Source organism: Kitasatospora sp. NPDC087271 (assembly GCF_044744605.1).
In the GTDB taxonomy this organism is placed as follows: domain Bacteria; phylum Actinomycetota; class Actinomycetes; order Streptomycetales; family Streptomycetaceae; genus Kitasatospora.
In genome coordinates, this window is sequence record NZ_JBIUYQ010000027.1 from 31,184 (window position 1) to 47,932 (window position 16,749).

General features: G+C 74.0%; 11 protein-coding genes. 3 read left to right on the forward strand and 8 right to left on the reverse strand.

All coding sequences use genetic code 11. The features are described 5' to 3' along the window. Window positions 1-118: 118 nt before the first annotated feature. On the reverse strand, window positions 119-616 hold the full coding sequence (nrdR, locus tag ACIO9K_RS32010; RefSeq protein ID WP_063349343.1) for a transcriptional regulator NrdR: 498 nt from the start codon (window positions 614-616) through the stop codon (window positions 119-121). A gap of 356 nt (window positions 617-972) precedes the next feature. Between nrdR and lexA the strand changes: the two genes are divergently transcribed. Beyond that, the gene (gene lexA / locus ACIO9K_RS32015) at window positions 973-1,854 is read left to right on the forward strand and encodes a transcriptional repressor LexA (RefSeq protein WP_380336391.1); all 882 of its coding nucleotides are present in this window, start codon (window positions 973-975) and stop codon (window positions 1,852-1,854) included. A 133-nt stretch (window positions 1,855-1,987) separates the two neighbouring features. On the opposite strand, the gene ACIO9K_RS32020 is transcribed toward lexA, so the two are convergent. From ACIO9K_RS32020 to ACIO9K_RS32040, 5 genes are read right to left on the reverse strand one after another with little or no spacing between them, the layout of a single operon-like run. Continuing rightward, window positions 1,988-4,159 carry an ATP-dependent DNA helicase gene (locus tag ACIO9K_RS32020; RefSeq protein ID WP_400335079.1) on the reverse strand — a complete coding sequence of 724 codons (2,172 nt, stop codon included), beginning with the start codon at window positions 4,157-4,159 and terminating at the stop codon, window positions 1,988-1,990. Window positions 4,160-4,171: 12 nt separating this feature from the next. Then, window positions 4,172-5,995: an IucA/IucC family protein gene (locus tag ACIO9K_RS32025; RefSeq protein ID WP_400335081.1), complete on the reverse strand. Its 1,824-nt coding sequence runs from the start codon at window positions 5,993-5,995 to the stop codon at window positions 4,172-4,174. Beyond that, a complete protein-coding gene (locus ACIO9K_RS32030; protein ID WP_400335083.1) occupies window positions 5,973-7,409 on the reverse strand; it encodes a lysine N(6)-hydroxylase/L-ornithine N(5)-oxygenase family protein in 1,437 nt (478 codons plus the stop codon). The genes ACIO9K_RS32025 and ACIO9K_RS32030 overlap by 23 nt, the downstream gene beginning before the upstream one ends. A 9-nt stretch (window positions 7,410-7,418) precedes the next feature. Then, the gene (locus ACIO9K_RS32035) at window positions 7,419-7,988 is read right to left on the reverse strand and encodes a GNAT family N-acetyltransferase (protein ID WP_400335085.1); all 570 of its coding nucleotides are present in this window, start codon (window positions 7,986-7,988) and stop codon (window positions 7,419-7,421) included. Next, window positions 7,985-9,781 (reverse strand): IucA/IucC family protein, encoded by a 1,797-nt coding sequence (locus tag ACIO9K_RS32040; RefSeq protein ID WP_400335087.1) that lies wholly within the window; start codon window positions 9,779-9,781, stop codon window positions 7,985-7,987. Before ACIO9K_RS32040 ends, ACIO9K_RS32035 begins: the two co-directional genes overlap by 4 nt. Before the next feature lie 334 nt (window positions 9,782-10,115). On the opposite strand from ACIO9K_RS32040, the gene ACIO9K_RS32045 reads away from it, so the two are divergent. Both ACIO9K_RS32045 and ACIO9K_RS32050 read left to right on the forward strand, forming a co-directional pair. Continuing rightward, window positions 10,116-11,288 (forward strand): hypothetical protein, encoded by a 1,173-nt coding sequence (locus ACIO9K_RS32045; protein WP_363630352.1) that lies wholly within the window; start codon window positions 10,116-10,118, stop codon window positions 11,286-11,288. A 67-nt stretch (window positions 11,289-11,355) separates the two neighbouring features. Next, window positions 11,356-12,480 carry a trypsin-like serine peptidase gene (locus ACIO9K_RS32050; protein ID WP_400335089.1) on the forward strand — a complete coding sequence of 375 codons (1,125 nt, stop codon included), beginning with the start codon at window positions 11,356-11,358 and terminating at the stop codon, window positions 12,478-12,480. A 152-nt stretch (window positions 12,481-12,632) separates the two neighbouring features. On the opposite strand, the gene hflX is transcribed toward ACIO9K_RS32050, so the two are convergent. Then, on the reverse strand, window positions 12,633-14,135 hold the full coding sequence (hflX, locus tag ACIO9K_RS32055) for a GTPase HflX (RefSeq protein WP_363623196.1): 1,503 nt from the start codon (window positions 14,133-14,135) through the stop codon (window positions 12,633-12,635). 104 nt (window positions 14,136-14,239) lie between these two features. Next, a complete protein-coding gene (locus ACIO9K_RS32060) occupies window positions 14,240-16,579 on the reverse strand; it encodes an HD domain-containing protein (RefSeq protein WP_363623194.1) in 2,340 nt (779 codons plus the stop codon). Window positions 16,580-16,749: the final 170 nt, after the last annotated feature.

The following is a 16,749-nucleotide window of genomic DNA, read 5'->3' on the forward strand; positions in this document are numbered from 1 at the left end:
AGACCTCGCCTGCTTGCGCACGGTTTGTTGTGTTCTGTGCCCTTTTTCCGGGCATGCGTGGGCCCCGTGGGACCCGTGGTGCAGCAAGGCCCGCCAGGGGGCCGGGTGCCGGCGCCTCCTAGGGCGCGGCGGCGGCGACGGGCACGCAGGTGCCGTCCGCCTCGGGGACGGGCCGTTCGGCGCGGAGTTCCGCGATGGCGGCCTCGAAGTCTTCCAGTCCGTCGTACGCCTGGTACACGCTGGCGAAGCGCAGGAAGGCGACCACGTCGAGTTCCTTGAGCGGGCCGAGTATGGCCAGCCCGACGTCGTGGGTGGTCAGCTCGGCGTTGCCGGTGGCGCGCACGCACTCCTCGACCCGCTGGCCGAGCTGGGCGAGGGCGTCCTCGGTGACCGGGCGGCCCTGACAGGCCTTGCGGACGCCGGTGATGACCTTCTCCCGGGAGAAGGGCTCGGTGACCCCGCTGCGCTTGATGACCATCAGCGCGGCCGTCTCCACGGTGGTGAAGCGGCGGCCGCAGTCCGGGCACTGCCGACGACGGCGGATCGAGCTGCCGTCCTCATTGGTCCGGCTGTCGACAACACGGCTGTCGGAGTGCCGGCAGAAGGGGCAGTGCACCTGAGGATCCCTCCCTGGCAGGACGTGCGGACCTGTTGAGTCTATGCGATGCGACCCCGGCCTCGGCAAGCTGATCATGCGCCGTAACCACTAGTACTGGGCACGGAGAGGACTGTAGCCACTAGATGTAGGTCTCCGGGGGAAGCGACACCCCTGGCGTGTCGGCACCGATTAGACTGCCGAAGTCGAGATCCGATCGAACATTTACTCGATGCACGGTCTCGATGTACAGCAAAGCCTTGATCGAGTCAGCCAACTCTCGAATAATTCACTCGAACGTGTGTTTGGCGCAACCTTTCGATAGGAGGGGCGTTGGGCTGGAAAAGGGGAGAGGACAGCCGTCGAGAGGGGCCGCCGTGAACACCATCGAAAGCAACACCATCCCGGTGCAGGAACACTCCCAGTTCAAGGTGGGGCAGCGCACCACGAATCAGCAGAGCGTGGACATCAGCATGGACCGTAGCGAAGACCAGCGCCTCTCCGGCCCGGCCCTTTCCAGCACGGGCCGCGTTCCCGACCAGCCGATCGAACACTCCCCCGCGATCGACGACGCCCACCAGGCGCCCACCCGCGCGCTGCCCGGCCGCCCCCCCGGCATCCGCACCGACGAGGCCGGTCTCACCGAGCGCCAGCGCCGCGTGATCGAGGTCATCCGGGACTCCGTCCAGCGCCGCGGCTACCCGCCGTCCATGCGCGAGATCGGCCAGGCCGTCGGCCTGTCCAGCACCTCCTCGGTCGCCCACCAGCTGATGGCCCTGGAACGCAAGGGCTTCCTGCGCCGCGACCCGCACCGCCCGCGCGCCTACGAGGTCCGCGGCGTCGAGGTGGCCCGCCCGAACACCGCCGAGACGGCCGGCCGGCCGTCCACCTCGTACGTGCCGCTGGTCGGCCGGATCGCCGCCGGCGGCCCGATCCTGGCCGAGCAGACGGTCGAGGACGTCTTCCCGCTGCCCCGCCAGCTGGTCGGCGAGGGCGAGCTGTTCGCGCTCACCGTGCGCGGCGACTCGATGATCGAGGCGGCCATCTGCGACGGCGACTGGGTCACCGTGCGCCGGCAGCCGGTCGCCGAGAACGGCGACATCGTGGCCGCGATGATCGACGGCGAGGCCACGGTCAAGCGGCTCAAGCGCGAGGACGGCCGGATCTGGCTGATGCCGCACAACCCGGCGTACGAGCCGATCAACGGCGACAACGCCACCATCCTGGGCAAGGTCGTCGCGGTCCTGCGCCGCCTCTGACGCCTCGCGCGCACCCAGCGGGAAGGGGCTCCACCGCGCGGTCGCGGGGAGCCCCTCCGGCGTCTCCGGGGGCTTCCGGGCCCCGCCTCGGCCCCGGGGGCGGGCTGGACGGAACCCCGGATCACCGCACCGCTCAGCCCCGCTTCACCACCGGCTTGACCGGCGGCGCCGAGGCGTCGATCGCCGCCAGCGAGCGGCGCACCTGGTTGCGGTCCGTGGTGTACCAGAACTCCGGCATCGAGGAGCGGAAGAAGCTCCCGTACCGCTTGGTCTCCACCCGCGGGTCGAGCACCGCGACCACGCCCCGGTCCTCGGCCGCGCGCACCAGCCGGCCGGCGCCCTGCGCCATCAGCAGCGCCGCGTGCGTCGCCGCGACGGCCATGAAGCCGTTCCCGCCACGCTGTTCGACGTCCTTCTGGCGGGCGCTCATCAGCGGGTCGTCCGGCCGGGGGAACGGGATGCGGTCCATCACGACCAGCTGGCAGGCCGAGCCGGGCACGTCCACGCCCTGCCAGAGCGAGAGCGTGCCGAACAGGCAGGTGGACGCGTCCGAGGCGAACTCCCGGATCAACTCGCCCAGGGTGTCCTCCCCCTGGAGCAGGATCCGGTTGTCCAGCCGCTCCCGCAGCGCCTCGGCGGCCGTCTGGGCGCCGCGCATCGAGGAGAACAGCCCCAGCGTGCGCCCGCCGGCCGCGCCGATCAGCTCCGCCAACTCGTCCAGCATGTCCGGCCGTTCGGGATCGCGGCCGGGATCTGCGAGGTGCCGGGCGACGTACAGGATGCCCTGCTTGGGGTACTTGAACGGCGAGCCGACGTCGATGCCGCGCCAGTGCGGCACCGCGTCCTCGCCGAACCCGGAACCGGAACCGGAACCGGAACCGGAACCGGAACCGGCCGAAGGATTGTCCCCGGGGGTGCGCTGGTCCGGCAGCCGGGAGTCCGAGGGCAGGCCGACGGAGGCGGCGACGCCGTTGAAGTCCCCGCCGAGCTTGAGGGTGGCCGAGGTGAGCACCACCGAGCGCTCCTTGTAGAGGCCCTCGCGCAGCAGCCCGGAGACGCTGAGCGGCGCGACCCGCAGCGAGCCGGTGCCCATGCCGAAGCGGTCGCTGCGCTCGATCCAGACCACGTCGTACTCGGAGTCCTCCAGCAGCCGCTCGGCGGTCTCGTGCAGCGACTCGGCCGAGGCCATCGCCTGCTTGCGGACGGCGTCCTCGTCGCTGAGCCCCTTGTCGCGGGTCTCGCCGAGCGAGCTGATCACCTGGCGGGCGGCGTCCCGGATCGAGGTGACCGCGTACGCCAGGTACTCGGGCAGTTCCTCGACCCGGCCGGGCTGGGCGGTCTCCATCAGGCCGTGGTAGTTCTCGGCGGCGGCCTGCAAGGCGTCCACGGCCTTCTCGTTGGCGAGCCGGGCGGCGCGCTTGACCGCCCGGTTGACCGCACCGACGGTCAGTTCGGCGGTGGCCGCGCCGGTGACCCGGTTGACCAGCTCGTGCGCCTCGTCGACGATCAGCAGCCCGTGCTCGGGCAGCACCGGCGCGCCCTCGATCGCGTCGATCGCGAGCATCGCGTGGTTGGTGACCACGACGTCGGCCAGCTTGGCCCGCTCCCGGGCCTTCTCGGCGAAGCACTCCTGCCCGTACGCGCAGCGGGTGGCGCCCAGGCACTCCTTGGAGGTGACCGCCAGCTGGGCCCAGGCCTTGTCGGAGACGCCGGGGCTGAGGTCGTCCCGGTCCCCGGTGTCGGTCTCGTCGGCCCACTCGCGCAGCCGCAGCACGTCCTGCCCGAGCTTGCTGGCGGGCCCGCCGAGCGCCTCGGCCGCGTCGAACAGGCCCTCGCCCTCGTCGCTCGGGGTGCCCTCGTTGGCCCGGTGCAGGCACAGGTAGTTGGAGCGGCCCTTGAGCATCGCGAACAGCGGGCGGCGGCGCAGCACCGGGTGCAGCGCCTCGACCGTGCGCGGCAAGTCCCGTTCGACGAGCTGGCGTTGCAGCGCCAGGGTGGCGGTGGCGACCACCACGCGGTCCCCGTGGGCGAGCGCGGGCACCAGGTAGGCGAGGGACTTCCCGGTGCCGGTGCCGGCCTGGACGAGCAGGTGCTCGGCGTTGTCGACGGCGTCGGCGACGGCCTCGGCCATCCGGACCTGACCGGGGCGCTCGACGCCGCCGACGGCCGCCACCGCGGCGTGCAGCAGGTCGGGGATGCGGGAGCGCGGAACGGCGACGGCTTCCTCGACGTCGGCGGCGGCGCCGCCGTCCTCGCCAGGGAGCTCGGTCTCGCCGGGGAGCTGGGTTTCGGAGTCGTTCGTCATGACCCTCCCAGCCTACGGGGCGGGGGTGACAATCCGGCTCCGTCGCCCGGGAAGATCCGCCTCCAGGGTCACCAGGGCGTTGGGGACGGTCCCGTACCGGGCGGCGTGCGGGCGGTGCGGGCGGTCCTGGTATCCGTCGAGCAGCAGCCGGTTGCGGTTGAGGCAGAGCCGGTCGATCCGCGGCCGGAACAGGTCGAACAGCTCGAAGCGCTCGCCCAGGCCGGGGAAGCGGTCCTGGTAGCGGCGGATCTCGGCCCGCAGCAGGGCCCAGAACTCGGCCTCGGGCAGCCCGGTCTGCGCCTCCAGCAGCGGGGCGAGGTAGCGCAGGACGCCGATGAACAGCCCGGAGTGGAGGAACTGGCAGAGCCCCTGCGGGCCGTCCCGCAGCAGGACGTCGTCGACCTCGGCGGGCAGGTCGCGCAGTTCGGGCAGGTCCTGGTCGCTGAGGTTGACGTCGTCGACGAAGTCCTTGACCGCGAGCCGGGTCGGCGCGTCGTGCTCGTCGAAGACGACGATGGCGTTCTCGCCGTGCGGGGAGAAGACCAGCCCGTACCGGTAGAGGAAGTGCAGCAGCGGCGGCAGCACCGCGCCGAACAGCCGGCCGGTCCAGGCGGCGGGGGTGAGCCCGGAGCGGGCGATCAGTTCGGCGGCGAGCGCCCGGCCGTCGGAGCCGGTCTGCAGCAGGGCGGCCAGGGTGCGGGCGCGTTCGCCGCCGGCCAGGAAGGGGCCGAGGGGTTCGCGCCAGATCGCGCCGAGGAGTTCCTTGTACTGGTAGGGCGCCTCGGGCAGCTCGCGGTAGAGCGGGTGGTCGACGGTGACGGAGGCGATCTCGCCGAGCAGGATCACCCGGCACTCGTCGCGCAGGTACGGGTCGGCGTCGCGCAGGCCGTGGATCCAGGCGGTGACGGCGGGCGCGGCGAGGGTGCGTTCGGTGGGCAGGCCGCGCCAGACCAGGGTGTTGAGGACGGACAGCGGCAGTTTGACGGTGCAGCGCTCGGGGTGGGCGGTGTTGAAGAAGGAGCGGATGGACTGCTGGGGCAGCCGTGGGTCGCCGTCGGAGGGCAGCGGGACGATCTCGCCGGAGGCGATCCAGGGCGCGAACAACGGGACGATCGTCTCGTCCCACTGCCAGGGGTGGACGGGCAGCAGCAGGTAGTCGTCGGCGGCCGGGCCGAGGGCGGCGCGCAGCGCGTCCGGGTCGTCGAGTTCGCGGGCGTACAGCTGCTCGGGCCGCTCCAGGCCGGGCACGCCGCGGTACTCGGCGAGCCGGCGGTGGACGGCGATCCAGGGCAGCGGGCGCGGGGTGCGGGCCTCCGGGGCCCAGCGGGCGGCGTCGGTGGCGGAGAAGCCGATCCGGCCCTTGTTGGGGACGATCCAGGGGTGGCCGTCCTGGCGGCCCTCCAGGGCGGGGTGGTCGAGGTCGGCGAGTTCGGCGGCGGTGAGCGCGGTGGCGAGCTGGTGCGCGTCGGCGGTCAGGGTGGCGGTGAGTTCGCGGATCAGGTGGCCGGTGGTCTCGCCGCGCAGGCCGAGGGCGTGCCGGGCGTGCGGGAGGAAGCGCAGCGGGTCGAGGCCGTCCGGGTCGGAGCAGCGGACCGACTCCGGGTCGACCCGCCAGCTTCCGTACGCGCCGCGGCGGGCGGTGAAGCGGTACTCGGCCTCGGGCAGCCAGAGCAGATACTCGCCGTCGGCGGCGGCGCGGACGGGCGTGAGCAGTTCCTCGTAGGCGAACTCGCCGAGCATCTTGGCCAGCAGGGCGCGCCCGGCCCGCCGCCAGTGCCCGGCGGTCAGGTGCGGGGGCAGGTACAACGGCGGTTCAGCGGCCGACGGTTGCGGCACGGGTCAGCTCCTGGGGACGGGGGACGGTGGGGGTGCTCTCGGTGGGGGTGCCCTCGGCGGCAGCGGCGACAGCGGCGGTGCCCGCGGCGGGGACGGTCCCGGGCGGCGCGAAGCCGGTCCAGGCGGTGCGGGCGGGCAGCCGGTGGACGGTCCGGCCGGTGACGGCGTTGAGGATCACGGCGGCCCGGTGGGCGCCGAGTCCCAGGTCGGGGACGCCGACGCCGTGGGTGTGCAGTTCGGCGTTCTGGACGTAGAGGCCGCCGGTGAGTTCGGGCCGGGTGGCGACCCGGTGGTCGAGGTCGACCCGGTAGCGCCCGCCCCGGTCCCAGTCGATCAGCCGGGCGAGCGGTTCGAGCGCGGCCGGCCGGGCGGCCCGGTAGCCGGTGGCGAGCACCACGGCGTCGGTGCGCAGGACGTGTTCGGCGCCGGAGTCGCCGTGCCGGCAGTGCAGTTCGAGGCCGCCGCAGGGGCCGGGGCGGGCTTCGGTGACGGCGGTGCCGGGGGTGATGTCGACCGGGGCGGTGTCGATCGGGCGGCCGATGGTGCGTTCGTAGAGGTGGTCGTGGATCTCGGCGAGGGTTTCGGCGCTGGCGGCCTTGTGGAGTTGCCACTGGGCGGCGACCAGGGTGTCCCGGACGGGTTCGGGCAGGCTGTGGAAGTAGCGGGTGTAGTCGGGGGTGAAGTGCTCCAGGCCGAGCTTGGAGTACTCCATCGGCGCGAGCGCCCTGGTCCGGGTGAGCCAGCGCAGCCGGACGCCGTCGCCGTCGTGGCGGCGGAGCAGGTCGAGGAAGACCTCGGCGCCGGACTGCCCGCTGCCGACCACGGTGATGTCCCGGGCGCCGGCGAGGTCGCCGCGGCGGTCCAGGTAGTCGGCGGAGTGGAAGGCGCGCGGGTGACCGTCGAGGGCGGTGAAGGCCTCGGGCAGGACGGGCCGGGTGCCGACGCCGAGGGCGAGGTTGCGGGCGTGCACCTCGGTCCGCCGCCCGGTCGCGGTGTCGGTCAGCTCGGCCCGGAAGTGCGGGGCTTCCCAGTGCAGGGCGGTGACCTCGGTGCCGAAGCGGCAGTTGGCGAGCCGTTCGGCGGCCCACCGGCAGTAGTGGTCGTACTCGCGGCGGGGCAGTTGGAAGCGCTCGGCGAAGTAGAACGGGAAGAGCCGGTCCTGGTCGCGCAGGTAGTTGAGGAAGGACCACGGGTTGGTCGGGTCGACGAGGGAGACCAGGTCGGCGAGGAACGGCACCTGCATCCGGGCCCCGTCCACCAGCATGCCGGGGTGCCAGCGGAACTCCGGGCGCTGGTCGCAGAAGAGCGTGCGCAGGCCGGGGACGGGCGCGGCGAGCGCGGCGAGCGAGAGGTTGAAGGGGCCGATGCCGACGCCGAGCAGGTCGTACGGCGGCTGGGGTGCTGGGGTGTCCACGGGGGTGTCCTAGGCGACGAAGGGGACGCGGGCACGGACCATCAGGGCGGCGCGCTTGTCGGGCAGGTCGAGTTCGGTGTCCAGCCGGAATCCGGCCCGTTCGAAGGCCCGGACGGAGCGTCGGTTGCGGACGTCCGGTTCGGCGACGACCCGTTCGCAGCGGGGCCGTTGCCGCAGGATCCGCTCGGCGAGGGCGGCCAGCAGGACGGCGCCGAGGCCCCGGCCGCGGCTCTCGGCGGGGCCGAGCAGGAGGTGGACGCCGGTGTCGTGCGGCCGGGCCGGGTAGTGCCGGGCGAGCGGGTCGAGGTCGGCGCGGTAGACCTCCCAGTAGCTCGTCGGGGCCCCGTCGAGCAGGCCGAGGCAGGGCACGCTGCGGCCGTCGCCGTCGAGTTGGGCCCGGAGGTGCCGTTCGGTGGCGTCGGGCGACCCGGCGAGCTGCCAGAACGCGGCGATCTCGGGGTCGTTCATCCACCCGGCGAGCAGGTCCAGGTCGGCGGGCAGCCGGACCGGGCTGAGCCGGAACTCGCCGGCCGGGGTGGGGATCGCGCCCCATCCCGGCGGGTCGTCGAGCAGGCTCATGCGCCCGCCAGCGGGTTGGGGATGTCCACGTAGACGGACTGGGTGGCGACCGGGCCGACCAGTTCGTCCAGGCCGTTGATCCGGGTGAGCAGGTTGGCCTTGCACGGCAGGGTGGGCGCGTCGAGCAGCAGCCCGGGCAGCGCCGAGCCGGTGGCGGCGGCCCGCGGGCCGGCCAGGAAGCGGCGCAGCCCGGCCAGCAGCACGGTCTCGTCGGCGAGCCCCTGGCTGCCGAAGGCGCCGACCAGGCCGAGGACGTGGTTGATGCCGAGGTAGTAGGCGAAGTGGTGGTCGATCACCTCGTCGGGCAGGAAGGTGTCGCTGTGCTCGCCGAGCCCGGGCAGCCGCGCGGTGAGCCGGTCGGCGGCGCTCTCCCGGTAGTAGTAGCCCTGGTTGTCGCGGTAGCGGCCGCCGCTGGGCCAGCCGTCGGCGTCGAGCAGGACGAGGCTGTTCTGCTGGTGCGCCTCCAGGGCGATGCCGGCCGTGCCGTCCAGCCAGAGGACGGGCAGCACGACGGCGTCCAGGTAGCGCAGGAACCATTCGGCGGCGACGGTCCGCAGCGGACGGCCGCAGCGGACGGCGAGCGCCCGCAGGGTGTCGCCGAGCCGGGACGGCACGGTGTCGCCGGTGCCGAGCGGCTGTTCGGCGACCAGCCCGGCGACGCACAGCGCGCGGTCGGCGGGGGCGAAGGGCTGGGCGCGCAGCACGGTGTCCAGGCCGCCCGGGTCACCGAGGGCGGGGTGGTCGACGCCGATCCAGGCCGGGTCGCGGACGATGTCGAAGCCGGGGTGGGCGCGGTGCCATTCGGCGGCCAGGCCGCTCTCCAGCAGCCGGTGCACCTCCAGGCCGCGGTGGAGTTCCTTGCGCAGGTTCTCCCGGCGGGAGTTGGTGATCCGCAGGCCGAGCGAGAGCTTGAGCATCCAGGGGGTGCCGGGGCGGTAGACGGTGCGCACCGAGGAGGTGGGGTGCCAGGGTTCGCCGGCCGGGCCGAGGTCGTGCAGCAGCCCGTCGGCGAGCAGGGCGGCGACGGCCGGGCGGTGGGCGAGTTCGCGGGCCTGCCAGGGGTGCAGCGGCAGGGCGGCGGTGCCGGGCGGCAGGGCGGCATGGTCCCCGAGCAGGTCCGCGGTGATCCGGTCGGCGCTCTCGGCGAGGGCGGAGCCGGCGGCGAGCAGGTCGCGGTGGACCGCGTACCAGTGGAGTTGGAAGGAGCCGTGCAGTTCGGGCGAGTAGGCGGCGCTCTGGGCCGGGCCGAGGCCGTCGCGGCTCTTCGGGGTGGGGTGCAGCGGGTGGCCGAGCAGCAGGGACTGTTCGGCGGCGAGGAAGTGCGAGCGTTCCGGGCCGCCGGCGGGGGCGGTGGTGCGGCGGTGGGCGAGGATGTCGGCGGTGCGGACGACCGAGTCGGCGACCCGGGCGGCGAGGTCGGCGACCTGCCCGGGGTCGGGGCGGTCGGCGGCCGCGGCGGCGAGCAGCGCGGCGGTGGTGACGGCGTCCACGGGGGCGTCGGCGGTGCCCTCCCCGGCGGAGAGGACGGCGGGGCCGAACCGGTGCCAGCCGCCGGGCGACCAGTAGCGGACGGGGGCGGAGAGCCGGGCGGCGCCGCCGAGGACGGCGATCCGCAGCCGGCCGTCGGGGCCGGGGCGGGCGCCGGTCTCGCGCGTCCAGCAGCGCAGCAGGGCTTCCAGTGCGGCCTGTTCGGCGGCGACGGCGGGGTCCGGGTGCAGCAGCGGATCGGGCTCGGCCGGCCGGTCCGCGGGCAGCAGCGGGGCGGGCGGGGCTCCGGTGAGGGCGGTGCTCAAGGCTGCTCCTTGGGGCGCGTGGGGGTGCGGACGCACGGGTGGTGGAGAGGATCGGCGGGCGCTCGCACCGTCGCGTCAGGTAAGGGTTACCTATCCCTGACGGGTGATCACAAGGTTGACTCACTCGTCCGGGTGAAGATCGGGGATTGTCCGCGTCCGGCGCGCGGGGCCCTGCTGGGCCGACGGACCGTCGGCGGCCACGTCACGGATCGGTGACCTCCGGTCGGGGCCGCAACCCGGGGGGTGGCCGCCGCCGTCCTGGTGACCGGTGGAAGACTCCACAGCGGCGAGTCGCCGCACGACAGCCCGATCGAGCACAGGGGGAAGCGCACACATGCCATCGATCCACCGGTCAGCCATGGCCGTCGCCCTCGTCACGGGGACGCTGCTCGCGGCGAGCGCCTGCGGGCCGGACGGCCCGGCGGGCGACGGGGGCGGCAGCGCCGCGCCGCCGCCCGCGTCCAGCACCGCTGCCCCGGGGGGCGGCGTGATCGGCGGGATCACCCTCCCGTCGGGCATCCCGACCAGTCTGCTGGAGGGCCTGCCGAAGTCCTGGGACGACCTGAAGAAATGGAAGTTCGAGGACTGGGACTCGTGGGCGTCCAAGCACGTCTTCAACAACCCGGTGGTGAAGGACTTCTGGAACCCGGACAAGATGGGCGACTCCAAGCCCGCCGATCCGGCCCCGCCCACCGCCAAGCCGGCCGCCGACAACGGCGTGACGGACCCGGACCCGCCGGTGGTCAAGGCCGTGCCGGTGCCCCGCCCGTACACCAAGCAGCCGTCCGGGAAGGTGTTCTTCAGTGCCCAGGGCGGCCGGGGCAACTGCTCGGCGACGGTGATCACCGACCCGCAGCACCCGGGCAGGAGCAATCTGGTCTGGACGGCCGGCCACTGCGTGCACGCGGGCAAGGGCGGCGACTTCTTCAAGGACCTGGTCTTCGTGCCCGCCTACAACAACTCGGGCGCCTCCAGCGGCGGCAAGAAGGCCCCGCTGTCCGAACTGGCCCCGCTGGGCACCTGGTGGGCCGACCTGGTCACCACCTCGCCGCAGTGGATGGTCGAGGGCGGCGGCACCGGTGACGCCGCGAACCAGTACGACTTCGCCGTCATGCGGGTGCACAACCAGAACGACTCCGGCAAGTCGCTGGAGGAGACGGTCGGTTCGGCCGTCCCGGTCTGGTTCGACGCCCCGCGCGACAAGGTGTCCGTCGCGGCGGTCGGCTACCCGCTCTACAAGCCGTTCGACGGCCAGGAGCTGTACAGGTGCGACGGCGGCAAGCCGACCCGGCTGTCGTTCGACGCCAAGCGCCCGTCGATGCTCACCATCGGCTGCAACATGACCCAGGGCTCCAGCGGCGGCGGCTGGTTCGCCACCATGCCGGACGGGAAGACCGCCCTGGTCAGCAACACGTCCATCGGCACCGAGGACCACACCTCGCTGAGCGGCCCGTACCTGGAGACGGTCGCCAAGCAGGCGCTGGACTGGATCTCCAAGAAGCCGTAAGCCCTTTCCGGCCGGACCGGACCAAGCCGTACGGGCGGCGGAGGCCGCCCCCGGGGGACGATGCAGCATGCCGAAGCACACCGGCCGCGGACCGCGGCGCCGATCCGGACCGACCGGCGCCGCGGTGCTCGCCGTGCTCGCGCTCGCCGCGACCGCCTGCGGGCCGGACGACTCCGGCGCCGCGGCGGCCGCGCCGCCGCCCGCCCTCCCCACCTCGGCGCCCACCAGCCTGGGCGACCTGACGGGCTGGAAGGTGGAGGACTGGGCCCGGTTCGTCTCCGGCAGCGGCTTCGCCAACGAGGTGGCCCCGGGCTTCTGGTCGACCACCCGGATGGCCGCCGCCAAGGGCCGGCCCACCCCGGAGTACCCGCTCACCGCCGCACCGGACGGCGGCCGGCCGGACGCCCCGCCCGCGGCCGTCGCGGCCACGCCGCAGCCGCACCCGTACGGCCCGGCCACCGCCGTGGTCGGCCGGCTCTTCGTCACCACGCCCCAGGGCGACGCGGCCTGCTCCGCGACGGTGGTCTCCGACCCGGCCAACCCGGGCCGCAGCAACCTCGTCTACACCGCCGCGCACTGCCTGCACGACGGCAAGGGCGGCGGCTGGCTGCGGAACATCACCTTCGTGCCCGGTTTCAACCGGGACGGCCGGGCGGCCCGCGGCAAACCGCTCACCGAGCAGCAGGCCGCGCCGTACGGCCGGTGGGTGGCGGTGCGCGCGCTGGTGTCGCCGACCTGGCTCGGGGAGGACGGCGTCGGCGCCCACCACCAGTACGACTACGGGATCATCCGGGTGCGCGGCGAGGACGGCTCCGGCGCGTCGCTGGAGGAGGCGGTCGGCGGCTCGGTCCCGGTCTGGTTCAACGCCCCGCGCGAGCAGATCGGCTCGGCGGCCGCGTACGGCTACCCGACCGATCGGCCGTCCGACGGCCTGGAACTCTCCCGCTGCGAGTCCCCGGTCCCGCCGGCCAGGCTCTCCCCCGACCGGAGCCGCCCGCCGATGTACGTCACCGGCTGCACCGTGACCGGCGGCTCCAGCGGCGGCGGCTGGTTCATCACCAAGGACGGCAAGCCCAACCTGATCAGCGTCACCGCGATCGGCAGCCGCAACCCGCCCGGGTACCTGGCCGGCCCCTCGCTCCAGGACCAGGCGAAGCAGGCCTTCGACTACTTCGCCAAGAACGTGAAGTAGCCCGCACGCCCGCACGCCCGCACGCCCGGACAAGCCCCCGCACGCTCGCGCACGGCCCCCGCACGCTCGCGCACGCGAAGGGCCCCCGCACGCTCGCGCGATGCCCAACGGCATCACGCTCGCGTCCGGGGGCCCTTCGTCGGCCCGTCGCCTCAGACCTGCAGCGCCACCGCGTAGCGCTCCAGCTCGGCGGCCAGCTCGGCCGGCACCTTGGCGTGCAGCAGCGTGCCCTCGCCGGTGTGCTCGGTGCCGAGCAGCTCGCCCTCCGCGTGCACCCGGGAGACCAGCCCGCCCTGGGTGTAGGGCACCAGGGCCCGCACCTCGATCGCCGGGCGCGGCAGCTCGTCGTCGATGAGCTTCAGCAGCTCCTCGATGCCCTCGCCGCTGCGGGCCGACACCACGATGGCGTGCGGCTCGCGGCGCAGCAGGCGCTGCAGCACGTGCGGGTCGGCGGCGTCCGCCTTGTTGATCACCACGATCTCCGGCACGTTCTGCGCGTCGACCGAGACGATGACCTCGCGGACGGCGGCCAGCTGCGTCTCCGGCTCGGGGTGCGAGCCGTCGACCACGTGCAGGATGAGGTCCGCGTCGGCGACCTCCTCCATGGTCGAGCGGAAGGCCTCGACCAGGTGGTGCGGCAGGTGCCGGACGAAGCCGACGGTGTCGGCCAGGGTGTAGAGCCGCCCGCTCGGGGTCTGGGCCCGGCGCACGGTCGGGTCCAGGGTGGCGAACAGGGAGTTCTCCACCAGGACGCCCGCCCCGGTGAGCCGGTTGAGCAGGGACGACTTGCCGGCGTTGGTGTACCCGGCGATGGCCACCGACGGCACCTGGTGGCGCTTGCGCTCCTGGCGCTTGGTGTCGCGGCCCTTCTTCATCTCGGCGATCTCGCGGCGGAGCTTCGCCATCTTCTCGCGGATCCGGCGCCGGTCGGTCTCGATCTTGGTCTCACCGGGACCACGGGTCGCCATGCCGCCGCCGGACGAGCCGGAGCCGCCACCACCCATCTGCCGGGACAGCGACTGACCCCAGCCGCGCAGGCGCGGCAGCATGTACTGCATCTGCGCGAGCGAGACCTGCGCCTTGCCCTCCCGGGACTTGGCGTGCTGGGCGAAGATGTCCAGGATCAGGGCCGTCCGGTCGACGACCTTGACCTTGACCACGTCCTCCAGGTGGATCAGCTGGCCGGGGGTGAGCTCACCGTCGCAGACCACGGTGTCGGCGCCGGTGGCCGCCACGATGTCGCGCAGTTCCTTCGCCTTGCCGGAGCCGATGTAGGTGGCCGCGTCGGGCTTGTCGCGGCGCTGGATCACGCCGTCCAGCACCTGGGAGCCGGCCGTCTCGGCGAGGGCGGCGAGCTCGGCCATCGAGTTCTCCGCCTCCTCCAGGGTGCCGTCCGTCCAGACGCCGACGAGCACCACGCGCTCCAGGCGGAGCTGGCGGTACTCGACCTCGGTGACGTCTTCGAGTTCGGTGGAGAGGCCGGCGACGCGGCGCAGGGCGGCACGCTCGCTGCGGTCGTACTGGTCGCCGTCGTAGTGGTGGCCGCGGTCCTCGTCGATGGCCGCGAGGTCCTCGTCCATGAGGGCTTCCGCCCGCAGACCGTTCAGGCGGCGCGGGGCGTCGGCGTGGTCGCGGGTGTCGGACGTGGAGGTCATTCTGTCCTTTGGTCGCTGGTGCGGATGGCCTGTGGGGACCGCCCTGTGCGGTCCCACCCGGAGTCTGCCCAGCTGCCGCCCCGGTTACCGCCGGGCGAGGTGAGCTACCCCTCAGGTCCTCGGGTGCCATCGGGGCTCCTGTGCCCTGAGAACGCCGTGGACCGGCCGTGAATTCCCCATGATGGTCCCACGCCCGGCGCGGACCGGTCATCCCCATTTTCCCCGGGGTGGCGGGCCCCGCCGGTGTCCGGGGCCTGCGGCCGGCTGACGTCGTACACCCCGGAGACCTTGAGCATCGCCCGCATCAGCGCGGGCAGCGCGGCCGGCTCGGGCAGTTCGACGGTGTAGGTGTGCCGGACCCGCAGCTCCTGCGGCGGTTCGACCTCGGCCGAGACGATGCCGACGTCCTCGGCGGAGATGGCCGCGGTGAGGTCGGCGAGCAGCCGGGGCCGGTTGAGCGCCTCGGCCCGCAGGGTGGCCCGGTGGCCGGCCGCCGGGGTGCCCTCCGGCCGCCAGCGGACCTCCAGCTCGGCGCGCCCGGCCGCGCGCATCCGCTCCCCGGCCGGGCAGCCGGTGCGGTGCACGGCGACGGCTCCGCCGCGGATCGGGTAGCCGGCCACCTCGTCCGGCGGCACGGGCGTGCAGCAGCGGGCCAGCCGGACCGGCGCCCCGGGCCGGCCGGCCACCGCGACCGGGGCCGGCCGGCGCTCGGTGGTGCGGTGCGCGGGCGGGGCGGGCTGGCCGCTGGAGGGGCCGGTGCGCACCGCCGGGAGCCGGGCCGGGTGGTCGGCGAGCCAGCGTTCGATGGCCAGCCGGGCGGCCGGGGTCCGGGCGTGCGCGAGCCACTCGGGCGCGGGCCCGGAGGGTTCGGCGGGGCGCGGCCCGTCCTCGGTGAGCACGGTTCCGGTGGGCACGGCCTCGGTGAGCACGGCGAGCAGGTCGCCGTCCTGCAGGACGGTGGAGAGCGCGGTGAGCCGGCCGTTGACCCGGGCTCCGATGCACCGGTGGCCGGTCTCCTCGCCGAGCAGGTAGGCGGCGTCCACGCAGGTGGCGCCGGCCCTCAGCTGAAGCGTTTCGCCGCTCTCCGTCACGACGGTGATCTCGCGGTCGCCGGCCAGGTCGGCGGTGAGCGCGGACCAGAAGGCGTCCGGGTCGGGCGTCTCCTGCTGCCACTCCAGCAACCGGCTGAGCCAGCCGGGCCGGGCCGGGTCGGTGCGGTCGAGTTCGTCGGCGTCCTGGACGGCGCCGGCCGGCTCCGGGTCGCCGAGCGCGACCACCCCGGTCTCGGCGACCTCGTGCATCCGCCGGGTGCGCACCAGCACCTCGACGACCGTGCCGCCGCTGAGCGCCACGGCGGTGTGCAGCGACTGGTAGAGGTTGAACTTGGGGGCGGCGACGAAGTCCTTGAACTCGCCGGGCAGCGGCGTCCAGCAGGTGTGCAGCTCGCCGAGCACGGCGTAGCAGTCGGCGTTCTCCTCGACGACCACCAGCAGCCGCCCGAAGTCGGCGGGCTGCGGCCCCTGCGGCCGCCCGTCCGGGCCGGGCGCGGCGGCCCGCTTGAGCAGCACCCGGTGCAGCGACACGCAGTGCCGGGGCCGGACGGTGACCTCGGCGGCCACCCCGGTCTCGGACAGCTGGCGGGCCAGCAGCCGGGCGAAGGGGGCCAGCAGGGTGTCCGGCTCGCCCTCGTGACCGGCCATCAGGGCCCGGGTGCGGGCGTGCTCCTCGGGGTGCAGGGTGGCGAAGACGATGTCCTCCAGCTCCGCCTTGAGCACCTGGATGCCGAGCCGTTCGGCCAGCGGGATCAGCACGTCCCGGGTGACCTTGGCGATCCGCACCTGGCTGGCCGGTTTCATGTGCCGGATGGTGCGCATGTTGTGCAGCCGGTCGGCGAGCTTGATCACCATCACCCGGACGTCGTCGCCGGTGGCGACCAGCATCTTGCGGAAGGTCTCGGCCTCGGCGGCGGCGCCGAAGTCGACCTTCTCCAGTTTCGTCACCCCGTCGACCAGGTAGGCGACTTCGGGCCCGAAGCCGGCGCTCACCTGATCGAGCGTCAATTCGGTGTCCTCGACGGTGTCGTGGAGCAGCGAGGCGACCAAGGTGGTTGTCCCGGCGCCGAGTTGGGCCAGGATCATGGTGACGGCGAGCGGGTGGGTGATGTACGGCCCGCCGCTCTTGCGCTTCTGGCCCCGGTGGCTGGCCTCGGCGAGCCGGTAGGCCCGGGCGAGCAGGCCGAGGTCGGCCTGCGGATGGTGCTCGCGGTGGACTCGGACGAGCGGTTCGAGGGCGTCCGGGACGGGCGGCCGGCCGGTGGCCAGCAGGGCGGCCCGCCCGGCCCGGCCGAGCGCGGCCCGGCCGAGCTCCCCCAGGGGCCGCCTGGCCCCGGCTTGCCGTGCGGACGTCGGCTGCCCCGTCAGGGACTGCCCGGCTTCGATGGTCATCGGCGCACCTCCGGCAGCGATCACCGGCCGCCACCCCGCCGAGGGGCGCCTTCCCGGTGGTCCATGCTACCGAGCAGAGCACGTTCCGCGATGCCTTGCTTCCCGTCCGCGACACGCGTCACTCGAACGGGCGGATTCACCACCGCGCGAAATGGGCAAACCGGGCCGTC